The 13,056-nt window shown below is 57.6% G+C and carries 12 protein-coding genes; 1 reads left to right on the top strand and 11 read right to left on the bottom strand.

Annotated features, from left to right (window positions below; translation table 11 throughout):
• Position 1 precedes the first annotated feature (1 nt).
• The 5 genes from OKX01_RS00370 to OKX01_RS00350 are packed head-to-tail and all read right to left on the bottom strand — an operon-like array spanning position 2 to position 5,226.
• The gene (locus OKX01_RS00370) at positions 2-1,594 is read right to left on the bottom strand and encodes a phytoene desaturase family protein (protein ID WP_264672268.1); all 1,593 of its coding nucleotides are present in this window, start codon (positions 1,592-1,594) and stop codon (positions 2-4) included.
• 1 nt (position 1,595) lies between these two features.
• Positions 1,596-2,207, bottom strand: coding sequence for a flavin reductase family protein (locus OKX01_RS00365; RefSeq protein WP_123050694.1), 612 nt, complete (start codon positions 2,205-2,207; stop codon positions 1,596-1,598).
• Positions 2,208-2,232: 25 nt separating this feature from the next.
• Positions 2,233-3,477: a styrene monooxygenase/indole monooxygenase family protein gene (locus OKX01_RS00360; RefSeq protein ID WP_094195183.1), complete on the bottom strand. Its 1,245-nt coding sequence runs from the start codon at positions 3,475-3,477 to the stop codon at positions 2,233-2,235.
• Between the two features lie 57 nt (positions 3,478-3,534).
• Positions 3,535-4,317 carry an SDR family oxidoreductase gene (locus OKX01_RS00355; protein ID WP_094195182.1) on the bottom strand — a complete coding sequence of 261 codons (783 nt, stop codon included), beginning with the start codon at positions 4,315-4,317 and terminating at the stop codon, positions 3,535-3,537.
• A gap of 21 nt (positions 4,318-4,338) precedes the next feature.
• Positions 4,339-5,226, bottom strand: coding sequence for a transporter (locus OKX01_RS00350; RefSeq protein WP_094198222.1), 888 nt, complete (start codon positions 5,224-5,226; stop codon positions 4,339-4,341).
• A 331-nt stretch (positions 5,227-5,557) separates the two neighbouring features.
• On the opposite strand from OKX01_RS00350, the gene OKX01_RS00345 reads away from it, so the two are divergent.
• Positions 5,558-6,946: a DUF6056 family protein gene (locus tag OKX01_RS00345; RefSeq protein WP_264672267.1), complete on the top strand. Its 1,389-nt coding sequence runs from the start codon at positions 5,558-5,560 to the stop codon at positions 6,944-6,946.
• 213 nt (positions 6,947-7,159) lie between these two features.
• On the opposite strand, the gene OKX01_RS00340 is transcribed toward OKX01_RS00345, so the two are convergent.
• From OKX01_RS00340 to OKX01_RS00315, 6 genes are all read right to left on the bottom strand, one after another.
• Positions 7,160-8,197 (bottom strand): TRAP transporter substrate-binding protein, encoded by a 1,038-nt coding sequence (locus OKX01_RS00340; RefSeq protein ID WP_264672266.1) that lies wholly within the window; start codon positions 8,195-8,197, stop codon positions 7,160-7,162.
• 142 nt (positions 8,198-8,339) lie between these two features.
• On the bottom strand, positions 8,340-9,629 hold the full coding sequence (locus OKX01_RS00335) for a TRAP transporter large permease (protein ID WP_094195179.1): 1,290 nt from the start codon (positions 9,627-9,629) through the stop codon (positions 8,340-8,342).
• A 15-nt stretch (positions 9,630-9,644) separates the two neighbouring features.
• The gene (locus OKX01_RS00330) at positions 9,645-10,148 is read right to left on the bottom strand and encodes a TRAP transporter small permease (RefSeq protein ID WP_094195178.1); all 504 of its coding nucleotides are present in this window, start codon (positions 10,146-10,148) and stop codon (positions 9,645-9,647) included.
• Positions 10,149-10,720: 572 nt separating this feature from the next.
• Positions 10,721-11,452 (bottom strand): SDR family NAD(P)-dependent oxidoreductase, encoded by a 732-nt coding sequence (locus OKX01_RS00325; RefSeq protein ID WP_125277289.1) that lies wholly within the window; start codon positions 11,450-11,452, stop codon positions 10,721-10,723.
• 21 nt (positions 11,453-11,473) lie between these two features.
• Positions 11,474-11,875, bottom strand: a complete 402-nt coding sequence (locus OKX01_RS00320) for a Zn-ribbon domain-containing OB-fold protein (RefSeq protein ID WP_094195174.1) — start codon at positions 11,873-11,875, stop codon at positions 11,474-11,476.
• Positions 11,875-13,056: a thiolase family protein gene (locus OKX01_RS00315; protein ID WP_094195173.1), complete on the bottom strand. Its 1,182-nt coding sequence runs from the start codon at positions 13,054-13,056 to the stop codon at positions 11,875-11,877. Before OKX01_RS00315 ends, OKX01_RS00320 begins: the two co-directional genes overlap by 1 nt.

The following is a 13,056-nucleotide window of genomic DNA, read 5'->3' as shown; positions in this document are numbered from 1 at the left end:
GTCACCCCTTCAAGATACGCTGGGCGGCCAGATAGCCGGATTGACCACCCAGGCCAGGGCCCGGATGCACCGCTGCACCAATTTGATGCAGATTGCGCCAGGGCGTCGTGCCGCTGCGCGCGTTCTTGTGTCCGGCAAAAGGGCGCATGAAAAAGAACTGATCGGGTGAGCACACACCGCTATACGGGTCACCTCCCACCAGATTCATATTCAAGGCTTCCAGATCCGCCGGGCTGACGCTATGTCGCCCGATGATCTTGGCAGCCAGACCGGGCATAACGGTTTCCAGACGGGCCTGTACACGGTCAGCCATCGCCTCGCGCACGGCTTCATTCCAGCGACCATCCGCCGGCACAGGAATTTCGCCCGCCTCATCACCTTTGATATGGCGCGGCAGCTCCTGCATTTGCACCCATAAGATCCAGTGTCCTTCCGGTGCGCGAGTTACATCCACCGCCACCGGCTGGCCCACAGCCAAGGTCGGTTTGGCGGGCAGATAGCCATTGCTGGCCGTCACCACGGAGGAGCACACCTGCTCCATGCTTTCCGTCACGTGAACCATGGGTACATGGCACAGTTCCGGATCCACCCAGTCGGGTGGGGAATTCAAGGCAAAGTGAATCTGCATGCCACCGCGACCATAGTGATAATCCTGGGCGGACTTCAACAGCTCGGGCTCAACTTCAGGCAAGAGGTCGCCATACAGTTGACCGGGCGTCACATTGCAGACCACCGCACGGCGGGCCAGGTAGCGCTGTGTGCCAACACACACCCCGATGGCTTTATTGCCTTGCACCAACACGCGATCCACATGGGAATGAGTCAGTACCGCGCCACCAGCATCTTCAATAATGCGAGTAAAGGCTTCCACAATCTGGTAACTGCCGCCTTTGACCACCGGCATACCACCGCTGACCACGGCGCTGAAAGTCAGTTTGCCGATCAGGGCCGAGCTGGCCTCATCCGGGCCCAAGCCGCTATGCAACACCCAGGGAGCAATCATGGCGCGAGCCAGGTCGCTGCGCAGATCACGCATGGCCCAGCGCCGGAAGCTTTCCAGGGCTTGCGAGCCAAAGGACATCAAACCGTCCAGACCCCGTTCCCGCCAGGCGCCAAACGCCAGTTTGGCCATGGGCCAGCGGTAAGGCTCACCGCCCAGCAACCCAAACACCAAACCGGCATCCGGGCCAAACATACGTGCCGCCATCGCCCCCAAGGCATCGCCTTCACCGGGCATCAAATCATTGAAACGACGCACCGTGTCGTCCATATCCTGGCGCAAAGCCAGACTAGGACCACCAGGAATTGCCAGACCCGTGCTGTACTGGCCTTTGACAAACTCCAAACCGGCCTTGGCCAAGGGTTCGGCCAGGGCGGCATAAGAAGCGCCCCCCATGAACAGGGGATACCAACTGGACAACACATCGTGAGTGAAACCGGGGAACAGCTCCTGCGTACGGATACACCCCCCGGCCACGGCGTTGCGCTCCAGCACCGTGACCGACAAACCCCGTTGCGCCAACAAGGCAGCGCAGGTCAGGGAGTTCATCCCGCTGCCGACAATGACAACATCAGCGCTGTGCGCGTCACTCATTTCAACGGTCTCCGCTAGGCGTTGTCAGGTTGGCGAAACGGCCACGGTGAAACACCGCCGGTTCATGTTCGGTCAAGGTGGTGTGGCGCACCACACGGCCAATAAACAAGGTGTGATCGCCGCCTTCATGTTGACGGTAGTTCTCGCACACAAAGGTCGCCACACAATCGTCCAGCAGTGGCACACCTTCTTCCCCATCCACATGAGAGACCAGCGAGAACTTGTCCTTGACCTGAGAATTGGCAAAACCCAGGGCCACGGGCACTTGCTCCTGGCTGATCACGTTGATGGCAAAGTGGCTGCAGTTTTCAAAAACCTCCAGGCTGGGCGAATGATTCACCAAGCTCCACATCACCAAAGGCGGCTCCAGCGACAGGGAGGTAAAGGAATTGATGGTCAGACCCACCGCCCGGCCATCGGGACAACGAGTCGTGACAATGGCCACACCCGTTGGAAAATGGCCCAGTGCCTGGCGAAACGCACGGCTATCGACCACATTCAGATTGGACGGTGTGGGTTTGGCGTCAGCGGCTGCCAACGCTTGGGCAGACACGGCCTGCCGCTGCTCAGCGGTTTGGGACGGGCAGTCTTGCAGCGTTGCGGTGGGGGTCATGATACGTCTCCTTGAATACTATCTATCAGGCGGCCACAGATTGGCTGCGAGTCTTCTCGATCAATGCCTGAGCGGCACTCAGATCTTCCCAGGCCGGGAACAGAACTGGCGGGTGGTTAAAGCTGTTGGCCAGGAAATGGGCCAGGGCAGGCGATTGCTGGGCCGAGGTCAACAAGGCAAACGAGGAGTCGGTTGGCGGCTTCAACATGGAGTTGGTCCAGCGCACGACCAGGTTGGCGTAATCCCAGTAACGCTCGAACGTTTCCTGCATCCAGTTACGATCAAACGCGCCTTCACCGCGCTGCAAGATGCTGTCCAGATATACCTGGGCGGCTTTGGCCGCATTGTTGGAGCCCTGGCCGGTAATCGGGTCGTTCACAACCACAGCATCGCCCAGACCCAGCACCATACGGCCCGACGGCAGCGTCAGCACGGGTTTGCGTACCGTGGGAGGGAAAGCGCCGGACAGGTAACCCTGGGCATCGGTCAGTTCCACATTGCGGGCACGATCGGCTTCCCAAGGCAAAAATTCACGCAGGAAGGACACGCTTTGCTCCAGGTGCGCTTCAGGCGTCTTGGCATCGCGGAAGCGATCCAATGGGCCACCGGGCACGCCTTCAAACACCATGATGTCGCAAGGGCCGGACAAGGTCAGCGATGGGAACACAAAGTATTCGCCCACACCGGGGATGAAGTTGAAGGACACACGCGAATATTCGGGCGTAGGCTCCAGACCGTGTACGTAAGTCAGGGCCAGAGCGCGCTGGGGCTTGTCGTACATGGAGCGCTGATCATCACGCTCGAACAGTTTGACCACTTCACCTTTACCGGCCGCCAGCATGGTCAGATCATATTCCTGGGTGATGCGCTCCAACTCGGCCACGCCCACGTCTTCCATGATCAGCTTGCCGCCGCGCTGCTCGAACAATTCCAGCCAGTAAGGCATTTTCACGCGCTGGTCGGTAGCTTGAGCTTCACGGTCCAGACGAGCACTCCAATCCACGGCCTTGGTGTCAGGCTGCTCGGGGTTGGGCAGGGCAAAGCCGATACCTTGTACAGGTGGGCATTCGTCATCCCAGAAGTTCAAACCCAGACGGCGCTCGACGTCCAGCGCCTCGGCAAACATGCACTGGCTGGACATCACGCGGCCACCACGAATATCGTCAGGACCACGGTTGGTGAAAACGGCTACGTCGTAGCCCTGGGCCAAAAGGCCAAATGCAACGGGCATGCCAGCTTGGCCAGCGCCCACAATAGCAACTTTACGCATGATTTTTTTCCTTCTGAGGGAGCGAGGGACGCCACCGTAGCGGCATCCCGGTTTTTCTTATTCAGCCAATTTGGGAATGGCGGGTACACCTTGCTCGGGGCCCATGGCCGAATAGCCGCCATCCACGGCATAATCGGCACCGGTCACGAAACTGGCGGAATCCGACAACAGGAAGGAGACAACTTCACCGACTTCCTGGGGATCACCCACACGGCCCAGCATGTGAAATGCCGAGGCCACGCGGTCGGTTTTGGCGCGATCGCCGCCAGTCAGCTCGTCCATCACCCGCGACCAGATCCAGCCGGGCGAGACCGAGTTGACGCGGATACCGTCTGGAGCAAAGTCCAGCGCCATGCTGCGCGTCAGTTGCAACAAGGCGGCCTTGGAGACCGGGTACAACCAGCGTCCGGTTTGTGCGATCGACGATGAAATGGACGTGAAGTTGACGATGGAGCCACCACGCGGCAACAAGGGGCGCACAGCCTTGGCCGCTTGCACCGCGCTGACCAGGTTGATGTCCAATGCCTTGAGCCAGTCCTCACGGCTGGAGGCCATGCCCTCATCCAGATAGGAACAGGCCAGATTGACCAAGCCATCCACACGACCAAAATGCGCCTTGACCTGCTCAATAGCGGCATTCAGGCTTTGATCACTGGTGATGTCCACTTCCCAGAATTTGGCTTTGGCGGCATCGTTGCCCACGGCTTGCTGGCCACCTGCGGCATCAATATCAAACACGGCCACACGTGCGCCGTAGCCCATCAGCACCTCGACCACGCCTGCGCCAACACGCGTTGCGCCGCCGGTCACGATGACTACCTTATCCTTCAGTCCTTTCATGTCGCTCTCCTGCCGCGGGCCTTAGAAAGGCACCGCCACTTTTACAAAAAATTGTTTTCCTTCAGGACGGCCACGCACGCCCAGATCCTGCTGGTACTTGGCCGTAATCAGCAGACCTTTCTCATTGGCGTAACGCAGGCTGGGACCAATGGCAAAGGCACGTGCCTTGCTATCGCCAGCCATCGGGCCACGGTCACTTTCAATCTGTTGATAGGCGTAACCACCCACCCCCAGCACCAGACCATTGCCAAAACCCCAGCCCACGGCGTAATCCGCGTGAATGGCTTTACCCGTACGGGTTTCGGTGTCACTGTTACGGAAGTTGAAGTCCACCATCATCTTCAAATCCCAGTTGATGCCGCTGGGCTGCGTGTAGCTGAACGCAGCAGCAGGCTGAATGGCCCAGTAGTTGCGGCCCAGGTTGGCGCTGTCGGTCACCTTGTAGCGGCCGGTAGGGGCGACAAAGTCCACGCCCAGGATGTAGTGCATCTTCTCGCTGGGATGAAAACCCAGAGCAGGACCAAACACCACATCACCCAGACCACTGCGGCGCTGGGACTGGCCAGCGGCTTGCGCCTTGACGGTCAGCAAGGGGGCCAGCGCGTGGAACGCCAATTGCCCACCCAACACTTGCTGGTCCGTCACCCAAACCAAACGAGGCGCAACCATCGCCACATCCACTTTGAAGTCGGGAATAGGCAACTTGTCACCGTTCTGGTCACGCACCGAGTCGTAACGCATGGCACCGCCGTACATCAGCAAGTGCACACCGGGTGGTGGCAAAGCGCCACTCATGAAATTTTCCAAACCGTCGGGATAAATAGGCAGGCCATTACCCTCAATGGCATAGGCTGGACCGGCGCCCAATGCGCCTGCTCCCAGTACAACGGCTGCTATTGTTTTATTGATGTCCCCCACGTCCGTTCTCCTTTTGTTTTTTAGATATGACGATGAGGCCAATGGTAGAAGTGCCGTTTGTGCCGGTATATCCACTTTGCGCAGCACCTAGCCAATAAGCGCAAGAAGCCGCAAAAGCAGGGAAAACCCCGATTTGGTTTAGATTTAAAGGATGGCGATCAGCAAGGCCGTTAAACGCTGTGTTTCAACGCTTACCAGACATAATTTCCTCGCTTCTCGCGCGATGAATAAGTACTATCACCGCGACCTCCACATCCAGAGCAGCGAACGATGTGTCATACCGTCGTCGTGGACCTGGCCACACCTTCGTCTCTTCACACCGATGAGCCCCAATTTCTCTTTTGCTGAATCCCGATTCGGCCAGCCTTTATTCAGCCGCCGTTCCGGTGCCTGGGCCTTTGTTCTGTTTTCAATGCTGGCCGTCATGGCGACGTGGACCCTTTACTGGCTCACCCCCATGATTTCGGACGACTTCAACTACGCCAACAAAGGCATTGCGTGGACGTCGATCAAACAACATTACCTGCAATGGAGCGGTCGACTGGTCTCGGACACGCTCTCGAGCGCCATGCTCAACCTAGCCCCGGGGTGGCTGAAAGCCACGTTGAATACGGCAGCCCTGCTAGGCCTGATCACGGTACTGACGGCGCTCGGCGCGCAACTGGCTGGAAGAGCCTTGCGCCCCTCTTTGCTGCTGCTGGTCTTTACCTTGTATTGGCTGGTCAATCCCAATCTGGGACAAACCACCTTCTGGTTGGTAGGGGCTGCCAACTACCTGTGGCCCAATCTGTTCAACTTTGGCTTTGCACTGGCCTTTGTGTGGTATTTGCAAAAAAGCAGGCCCTCTGTCGTCACAGGCTTGGCGCTCTGCATTCTGGGCGTGCTGGCCGGTTGCTCCAATGAGAACACCGGGATTATCAGTTGGGGCTTGCTCGCGTATCTGAGCCTGAGGCACTATCAGCGCACAGGCTCGCTAAGCCCATGGCATCTGGTTTGGTTGCTCTGTATGGGGCTGGGGATCACCGTACTGGTCCTGGCACCGGGCAATCAAATACGCGCAGAGTTCTTTGCCCATTGGTACGACCAGCCTTTGTTATGGCGCATTGGGGAGCACTTTGCTCGTCGTTTCCCGGACGCGATACTGCGTTACTGGGGGGTCATTCTGGTGATGCTGGTTTGGCGTTTTGCCGCAGGGCCTGCCAGCTCTGAATCAGCACGCCGGGCAATATGGCTGCTCATTGGCGCGTCACTTCTAGCCAATGCCATTCTGGTTTTGGCGCCCAATATCCCCAAGCGAGCCCTAAATGGCGGCTTGATGTATCTGCTGGTGGCCCTGTCGATTTATGCGCATGATTTATTGGCGCAAGGGCAGCGCGCCATCCCTATGCGGCGCAGCCTGTTGGTGACCTTAGGAGTCTGCGGCACACTCTGGCTGGTATCCAGCGGCCTCATGTTACGCAGTTATCACGGTACCTGGGAGCAGGATCAGGTGCGGCGCGCGCTCTTGGTCGATGCCCACCAGCATCAGCGCCAGCATGTCGCACTGCCGAAGTATTATTTCCTACCCACTTTGCGCTCGCGGGATCGCTTTGATATGCACTTCAACCCCAAAGCCATGGCCCGATACTACGGGAGCAAAGCGGTGATCAACGAATATGCCGTCCATCAGTACTATGACCTGGAGACAGGGGCACCCCCACCCGCCCCCTGAAGCTGTAAAACTTGCGCATTTACTCCGCTACAAGCCGCTTCAGGCCCCGGCGGGCCTGAAGCGGCGTTTTACAGAGAGAAACGTCGACCAGGACTGCAGCAGCAACCCGGCTGCCTATCCTCCACCCTCACCACAGCCCCCAAAAAAACATAAAAAAACCCGCCTTCCCAAAGGAAAGCGGGGCCAAAACTGTAGTGTGTCTCTTGCTGCGTATTACTTGGCAGCGCTCAGCTCTTTGATCTGCTCACGGAAGTAGGCCAGCGCGGCTTTACCGTCAATGCCCTTTTTATCTGCGGCTTTGATCCAGTCCTCTTCCACAAAAGCCAGACGTTCCTTGAGCTTATCGCCCGCCTCGCCTTCGATGCGCAGTGTCTTCAAGCCCGCTGCCGTGTGCTTTTCAATAGCTTGCTGCTCGGCAGCCTGCCATTTGGAACCGAAATCGTTGGCAATCCACTCGCCACTGATCTTCTCGATGGCCGCACGATCAGCCTCGGACAGACTCTTCCATTTACGCTCGTTCATGAACAGGTATTGACTGGATTTACCAAACCCGCCAGGAACAGAAACCGCTGTCTTGATCAGCTTGTCCAGCTTCCAGTTATCCAGTTGGTCGTACTGAAAATACATGCCGTCAATCACACCACGCGACAGCATTTCATAGCTGTCTGAGGCCGGCGCATTCACCGTCACAATACCCAAGGCTTTGCCAATGGCATCGAACAGCGGGCTGGGCGAGCGCAACTTCTGGCCGTCCAGATCCTCAACGCTTTGCACATCTTCCTTGCGGGTAAAAATGACCGTAGCGGGACTGGTCCACATACCTAACAGTTTCACGCCTTTGTGCTCGTTGGCATCCATCATGAACTTTTCATAGGTACGCCAGTAGGCGACCGAGTTCACGCCGCCGTCATCTGTTGTGAAAGGCAATTCGGCAAACTCGATCAATGGGAAACGGTTGGCGGTGTAGCTGTGTACCGACATACCCAGATCTGCAATACCGTTACGGACCAAGTCCAGATGGGCCTGGGGCTTGCCCAGGGCATTGATGAACTCCACCTTGACACGGCCCTCTGTCACCTTTTCCACTTCCTGTGCCCAGGGCTCGAACATATTGGTCACGATAAAGTGACCGGGCGGCATCCACTGCGAAAAACGCAAGGTAGTGACTTCGGCGGCAACCGACGGCAGGGTCGGCGCCAAGGCTGCGGCAGCCAGGCCCAGGCTCAAGGCCAATTTCTTGAAAACACGCATCTCGACTCCTCGTAAATTATTTTGCTGCCGGGCCACTGCAGCCCGGCTTTCTGACCGCCCGACGGAACATGAAACAGGTCCTGGACCTGCACGCCCGGCGGCTTTTACTGCTGCCCGGATCACAACGGCATCCGGGCCGCTTTTACATACTGTTCGGAATAACCAGAACAATCCAGGGAACAAACACCAGCAACAACAAGCGGGCAATATCGGTCAGAACAAAAGGTGTCACACCCCGAATAATCGTGCCCAGGGAGACATCAGACATCACGTTCTTGATCATGAAAATATTCAATCCCAGCGGCGGGGTAATCAGGCTGATTTCAGCGGCCACCACCACAATCACCCCGAACCACACCAGATCAAAACCCAGCGAGGCCACAATCGGATAAAAGATGGGCACGGTCAGCATGACCATGGACATCGTTTCCAGAAAACAGCCCAACACCAGATAAATCAGGCAAATGATCAAAATCACCGCAATCGGGGAGACATCCAAGCCCTCGATGAAACTGAGCAATTCACTGGGCAAACCGGCCACTGACAGAAAGTTGGTAAAAACCAAAGCCCCGATCACCAAAGCGAACATGATGGCGGTGGTCTGGGCGGCCTCGATCAGCACCGTCAAATACATGCGCGGCTGCCAGCCACGACGCTTCAAGGTCAGCAAAAAAGTGGCAGCCGCGCCAATACCAGCCGCTTCAGTCGGGGTGAACACCCCCCCGTAAATACCACCCATGATGACGATAAACAGCACCGTAATGGCCATCACCCCTTTGGTCGCCTCAAAGCGTTCACGCCAACTGGCTTTCTCGCCCGGACGGCCCAGATTAGGGTTGATGGCAGTAATGATGGTGACCGTCACCAGGTACATCAACATGGCGATCAGGCCGGGCAAAAAACCGGCGGCAAACAGCTTGCCGATGTCGGTTTCGGTCAAGATCCCATAGACCACCATCATGACGCTGGGCGGAATCAAAATACCCAGTGTGCCGCCGGCGGCAATACTGCCCGTGGCCAGACGATCATCGTAGTTATATTTGCGCATATTGGGCATGGCCACGCGGCCCATGGCAGCCGTGGTCGCCATACTGGAACCACAGAGCGCACTGAAGGCACCACAGGCAACAATCGTGGCCATCGCCAAGCCACCACGCAAGTGACCAATAAATGCGTGGGCTGCTTTGTACAGGTCTTTGGACAGGCCCGACGCATTGACCAGATTACCCATCAGAATAAACAGCGGCAGCACCGTAAAGCTGTAGCTCATGGCAGTGTCAAAACTGGTTTGCGCAGCCATGATCAGAGCCGCTTCCATGCCCGTGAACTGGGCAAAACCCACCGTTCCAACCAGCAGCATCCCCCACGCAATGGGCAAACCCATGAACAAGCTAGCCAACAGGACAAGCAGTCCGATAATAGAAATCAACATGAAACAACTCCGTCTTTATCGGCGAGGGGAGCGAAAAATCTGCAGCAAGGCAGCCAACGCTGCGATGCCGGTCATGATCGAGATGGCATAGGCAAACGGCGCAATAGGCACTTGCAGGGCATTGCTCATATCACCATATTCAGCCAGCTCATTGGCCCGGTGCCACAGATACACAGTCAGCACGGCCAACATGAGGGTGGAGAGGATATTGATCAGGCATTGCTGCACCCGTCGTGCCCATGGCCCCAGCCAGGCATCCAACAGACTGACAGTCAGGTGTTGCTGATGCCAGGTCACGCGGGGCAAGGCCGCAAAAATCAGCACGCCCAGCAAGATCTCGCTGGCCTCATAGGCTCCCAGCAAGGGGGCATGAAATACATACCGGCCAATCACGTCCACGGTCGTGACACCAGTCATCAGGATCAAGATGACCACACAGGCAGTATCCAGAATTGTCTCTACAACCCGTACTACTCCACGTGAACGCACCAGCTCCATTCCTGGCAGATCGTCGTTCATTACAGCTCCACTCTTTCTGGCCTGCGTAGGCCTGTTTTTTGGGTCATCATGCCCCCCGAAAAACCGGCGAGCATTGTTATATTTTTGTTCTAAATAGTTTATAGATGAACCAATGCAGGTAAATAGAAAGAAACCCTTAATTCCATCCAAAATCATGGATTTGGGATTTTGGTCTCACATAGTAAGAAATGTGATTACAAACACGTGCGCTTGCCCTGTTCAAGAGCTACAGAACTCTATTGAAGCAGGCGTGGGCATTAGCTGGGCACAATATATTCCACACAAACATTGGCTCTATAAGGGCGGAGAAAAGCGCCCAGGAACCCAGTAATCTGCTGGCCTAGAAACAGGTAGCTACTCCCTGAGACCCGTGTGTTTCAGATGACAGAAAACGCGTCCAAAATAGAAAAGCCCCCAAGCCTTGGACATGCGTCCATGGTTTGGAGGGGCTTTATCGATGTGCTGCGGTTTCCTGAACGCAGCCGCCACTTTGTGCATCAGGAGGGTGATCTGGAAAAACCCGCATCCTTGTCAATCAATGTGGCGGCCATAGTGGTCGCGCTAGTCGACAATCAGATCGTCAGCGTACCCACGCTGGCACCGCCGCAAACATACAGGGTCTGGCCCGTAATGAAGCTGTTTTCAGGATCGGAGAAGAACATGGTGGCGCGACTGATGTCATCGGCACGGCCCAGGCGCTTCACAGGAATTGCGGCCGCCAGCTTGGCTTCGCGTTCGCTACCGGCTTCAACCACGTCGTAGAACATATTGGTGGTGATGGGGCCAGGGGCAATCACGTTGACGGTAATGCCTTGGTCAGCCAGTTCCAGCGCCCAGGTGCGGGCCATGCCCAACATGCCAGCCTTGGTCGCGGCATAGGCAGTACGGGTTTGCAGACCCAGCGCGCCCCGCGAGGACATCAGCACGATGCGACCAAAGTGGCGCTCGCGCATGCCAGGCACCACCGCCTGAGTAATCTGCAAGGCCGCGCCCAGATGGATCTGGGTCAGGCCCTGCAAGTCTTCCAGCTTGACCTCGTCCAGCAAGGCGGGCCAGATCACGCCTGCGTTGTGGATGAAGTGGGTCACTTCAAAGCGTTCAGCAATATCCTTGGCAGCTTTCTCGGTTGCCGCCGCATCCAGCAAATCCACCTGCACGCAGTGCAGACGCTCGTGCGTCCAGGGCAGCACATTGCGCGCCATGCTGATCACGGTGTAACCCTGATCGAGCATCTTGCGGCAAATGTCTTCACCAATACCGGTGCTGCCGCCCGTCACAATGGCGGTGTAGTGAGCTTGTGTCATCTTGATTGTCTCCAGGCAAATTCAAGGCGCAGGGCGCGCCACCAGCACGGCTACGCCACCGGCATCTAGCTCCAGACTCAGGCGCACTTTCTCATCGGCCTGCCCGCCTTCGGGCAAGTGGGCGATGGCAAAAGGGCCGCAATCCAGTTGAACGGTGCCGATACGCCAGGGCAGTCGTGCCTGAAAATAGGGTTCGTTGCTGTGATGCAAAGTGGTCGTGGCCTGCAGAACACCAGTGTTGGCAACGGCCTGCCAGTTCAGCGTGGTGTGCAGGCAATGGCCGCACACATCGCGGGCGGGATACTGCACCGTGCCGCAGGACGGGCACACTTGCAGGGCAAACTCGCCGCGCTGGGCGGCCTCGGTCAGACCGGCTGCCGTGGCGCTGCGTGCGCCCGGTGGCAAGATTTGGGTATCGCTCATCACTGCCCCCGTTCCAGCAAGGCCGCGGCAGTACAAATGCCCCGGTCGTAATTAATCATGCCAAAGCCGGACACCAAACCGATGCGGGCATTGGCCACTTGCGTATCGCCTGCGGTATCCGTCAGTTGGCGCAGCGCCTGGACCAGGCCCAGATAACCACCGGCTGCGCCGGCCTGGCCTACCGACAATTGGCCGCCGCTGGTGTTGAAAGGAAAAGTGCCATCCACGGTAAAGGTGTTCTTGCGAATGAACGCCGGGCCTTCGCCCTTGGCGCAGAATCCCAGGTCTTCAAACTGCAAGACGTTGATGACGGGGTAGTCATCGTAGGTTTCCATGAAATCCACGTCTGCCGGGGTAAGGCCCGCGTGTTCGTAGAACGCATCCTTGTCCATGGCCCAACCACCACGATGCTGTACCGCGTCTTCAGGGAAGGCATTGTGACGCTCGATAGTGGAGCGGATACGGACATAAGGCAGGCCCAGTGCTTCGGCCTGTTCACGACGCATGACCAGATAGCCTTCGGCTCCGGCGCACGGCATCACGCAGTCAAACAAGTGGATGGGGTCGGCAATGACGCGCGCCTCCATGTACTGTTCCAGCGTCAGCGGTTTTTTCATCAGGGCATGCGGATTGCGTAGCGCATTGTCGCGCTGAGCGACACACAGCTTGCCGAAGTCCTCACGCGTGGCACCGTAATGACGCATATAGTAGTCCGTCAGCAGCGCAAAGCTGGCATTGGGGCCGCCGGCACCGTAAGGGTAGACAGCATCCTGCGAGAAACGCGAGAAGCCCGACACCGTGTTCTTGAAGGACTCACGGTGATTGGTATCGCCCGCAATACACGCCACGATGGACGCATCACCACACTGCACGGCACGCGCCGCACGGCGCATCGCCACCACGCCGCTGGCGCCACCCATAGGGATGTGATCCAGCCAGCGCGGGCTCATCTGAAAATGCTGCATCACGCCGACAGCCGTGTCACTGCCCAGCGTAAAGCTGGACACACACACGCCATCGACATCGGCTTTTTTCAGGCCGGATTGGGCCAGCAACTGGCCCAATGCCGCACCCAGCCACCAATGGGCGGTTTGCTCGGAATGGCGCTCATAGGGGATGGTCACCGGGGCGACCAGCACCACATCGTCATAGCCCTGGCGGGCTGCTTGCGGCAAGGCCAT

Origin of the sequence: Alcaligenes sp. SMD-FA (assembly GCF_025960365.1) — a bacterium.
GTDB classification, from domain to species: domain Bacteria; phylum Pseudomonadota; class Gammaproteobacteria; order Burkholderiales; family Burkholderiaceae_B; genus Alcaligenes; species Alcaligenes aquatilis.
Note: the sequence above shows the minus strand (reverse complement) of the source record. Positions and strands in the feature narration are given on the sequence as shown.

Coding starts and splice junctions, on each gene's coding strand:
- OKX01_RS00320 (WP_094195174.1), bottom strand. CDS start 11,875: ATGAGCGATACCCAAATCTTGCCACCGGGCGCACGCAGCGCCACGGCA.
- OKX01_RS00325 (WP_125277289.1), bottom strand. CDS start 11,452: ATGACACAAGCTCACTACACCGCCATTGTGACGGGCGGCAGCACCGGT.
- OKX01_RS00370 (WP_264672268.1), bottom strand. CDS start 1,594: ATGAGTGACGCGCACAGCGCTGATGTTGTCATTGTCGGCAGCGGGATG.
- OKX01_RS00365 (WP_123050694.1), bottom strand. CDS start 2,207: ATGACCCCCACCGCAACGCTGCAAGACTGCCCGTCCCAAACCGCTGAG.
- OKX01_RS00360 (WP_094195183.1), bottom strand. CDS start 3,477: ATGCGTAAAGTTGCTATTGTGGGCGCTGGCCAAGCTGGCATGCCCGTT.
- OKX01_RS00315 (WP_094195173.1), bottom strand. CDS start 13,056: ATGGCCTTGCCGCAAGCAGCCCGCCAGGGCTATGACGATGTGGTGCTG.
- OKX01_RS00355 (WP_094195182.1), bottom strand. CDS start 4,317: ATGAAAGGACTGAAGGATAAGGTAGTCATCGTGACCGGCGGCGCAACG.
- OKX01_RS00340 (WP_264672266.1), bottom strand. CDS start 8,197: ATGCGTGTTTTCAAGAAATTGGCCTTGAGCCTGGGCCTGGCTGCCGCA.
- OKX01_RS00345 (WP_264672267.1), top strand. CDS start 5,558: ATGAGCCCCAATTTCTCTTTTGCTGAATCCCGATTCGGCCAGCCTTTA.
- OKX01_RS00335 (WP_094195179.1), bottom strand. CDS start 9,629: ATGTTGATTTCTATTATCGGACTGCTTGTCCTGTTGGCTAGCTTGTTC.
- OKX01_RS00330 (WP_094195178.1), bottom strand. CDS start 10,148: ATGAACGACGATCTGCCAGGAATGGAGCTGGTGCGTTCACGTGGAGTA.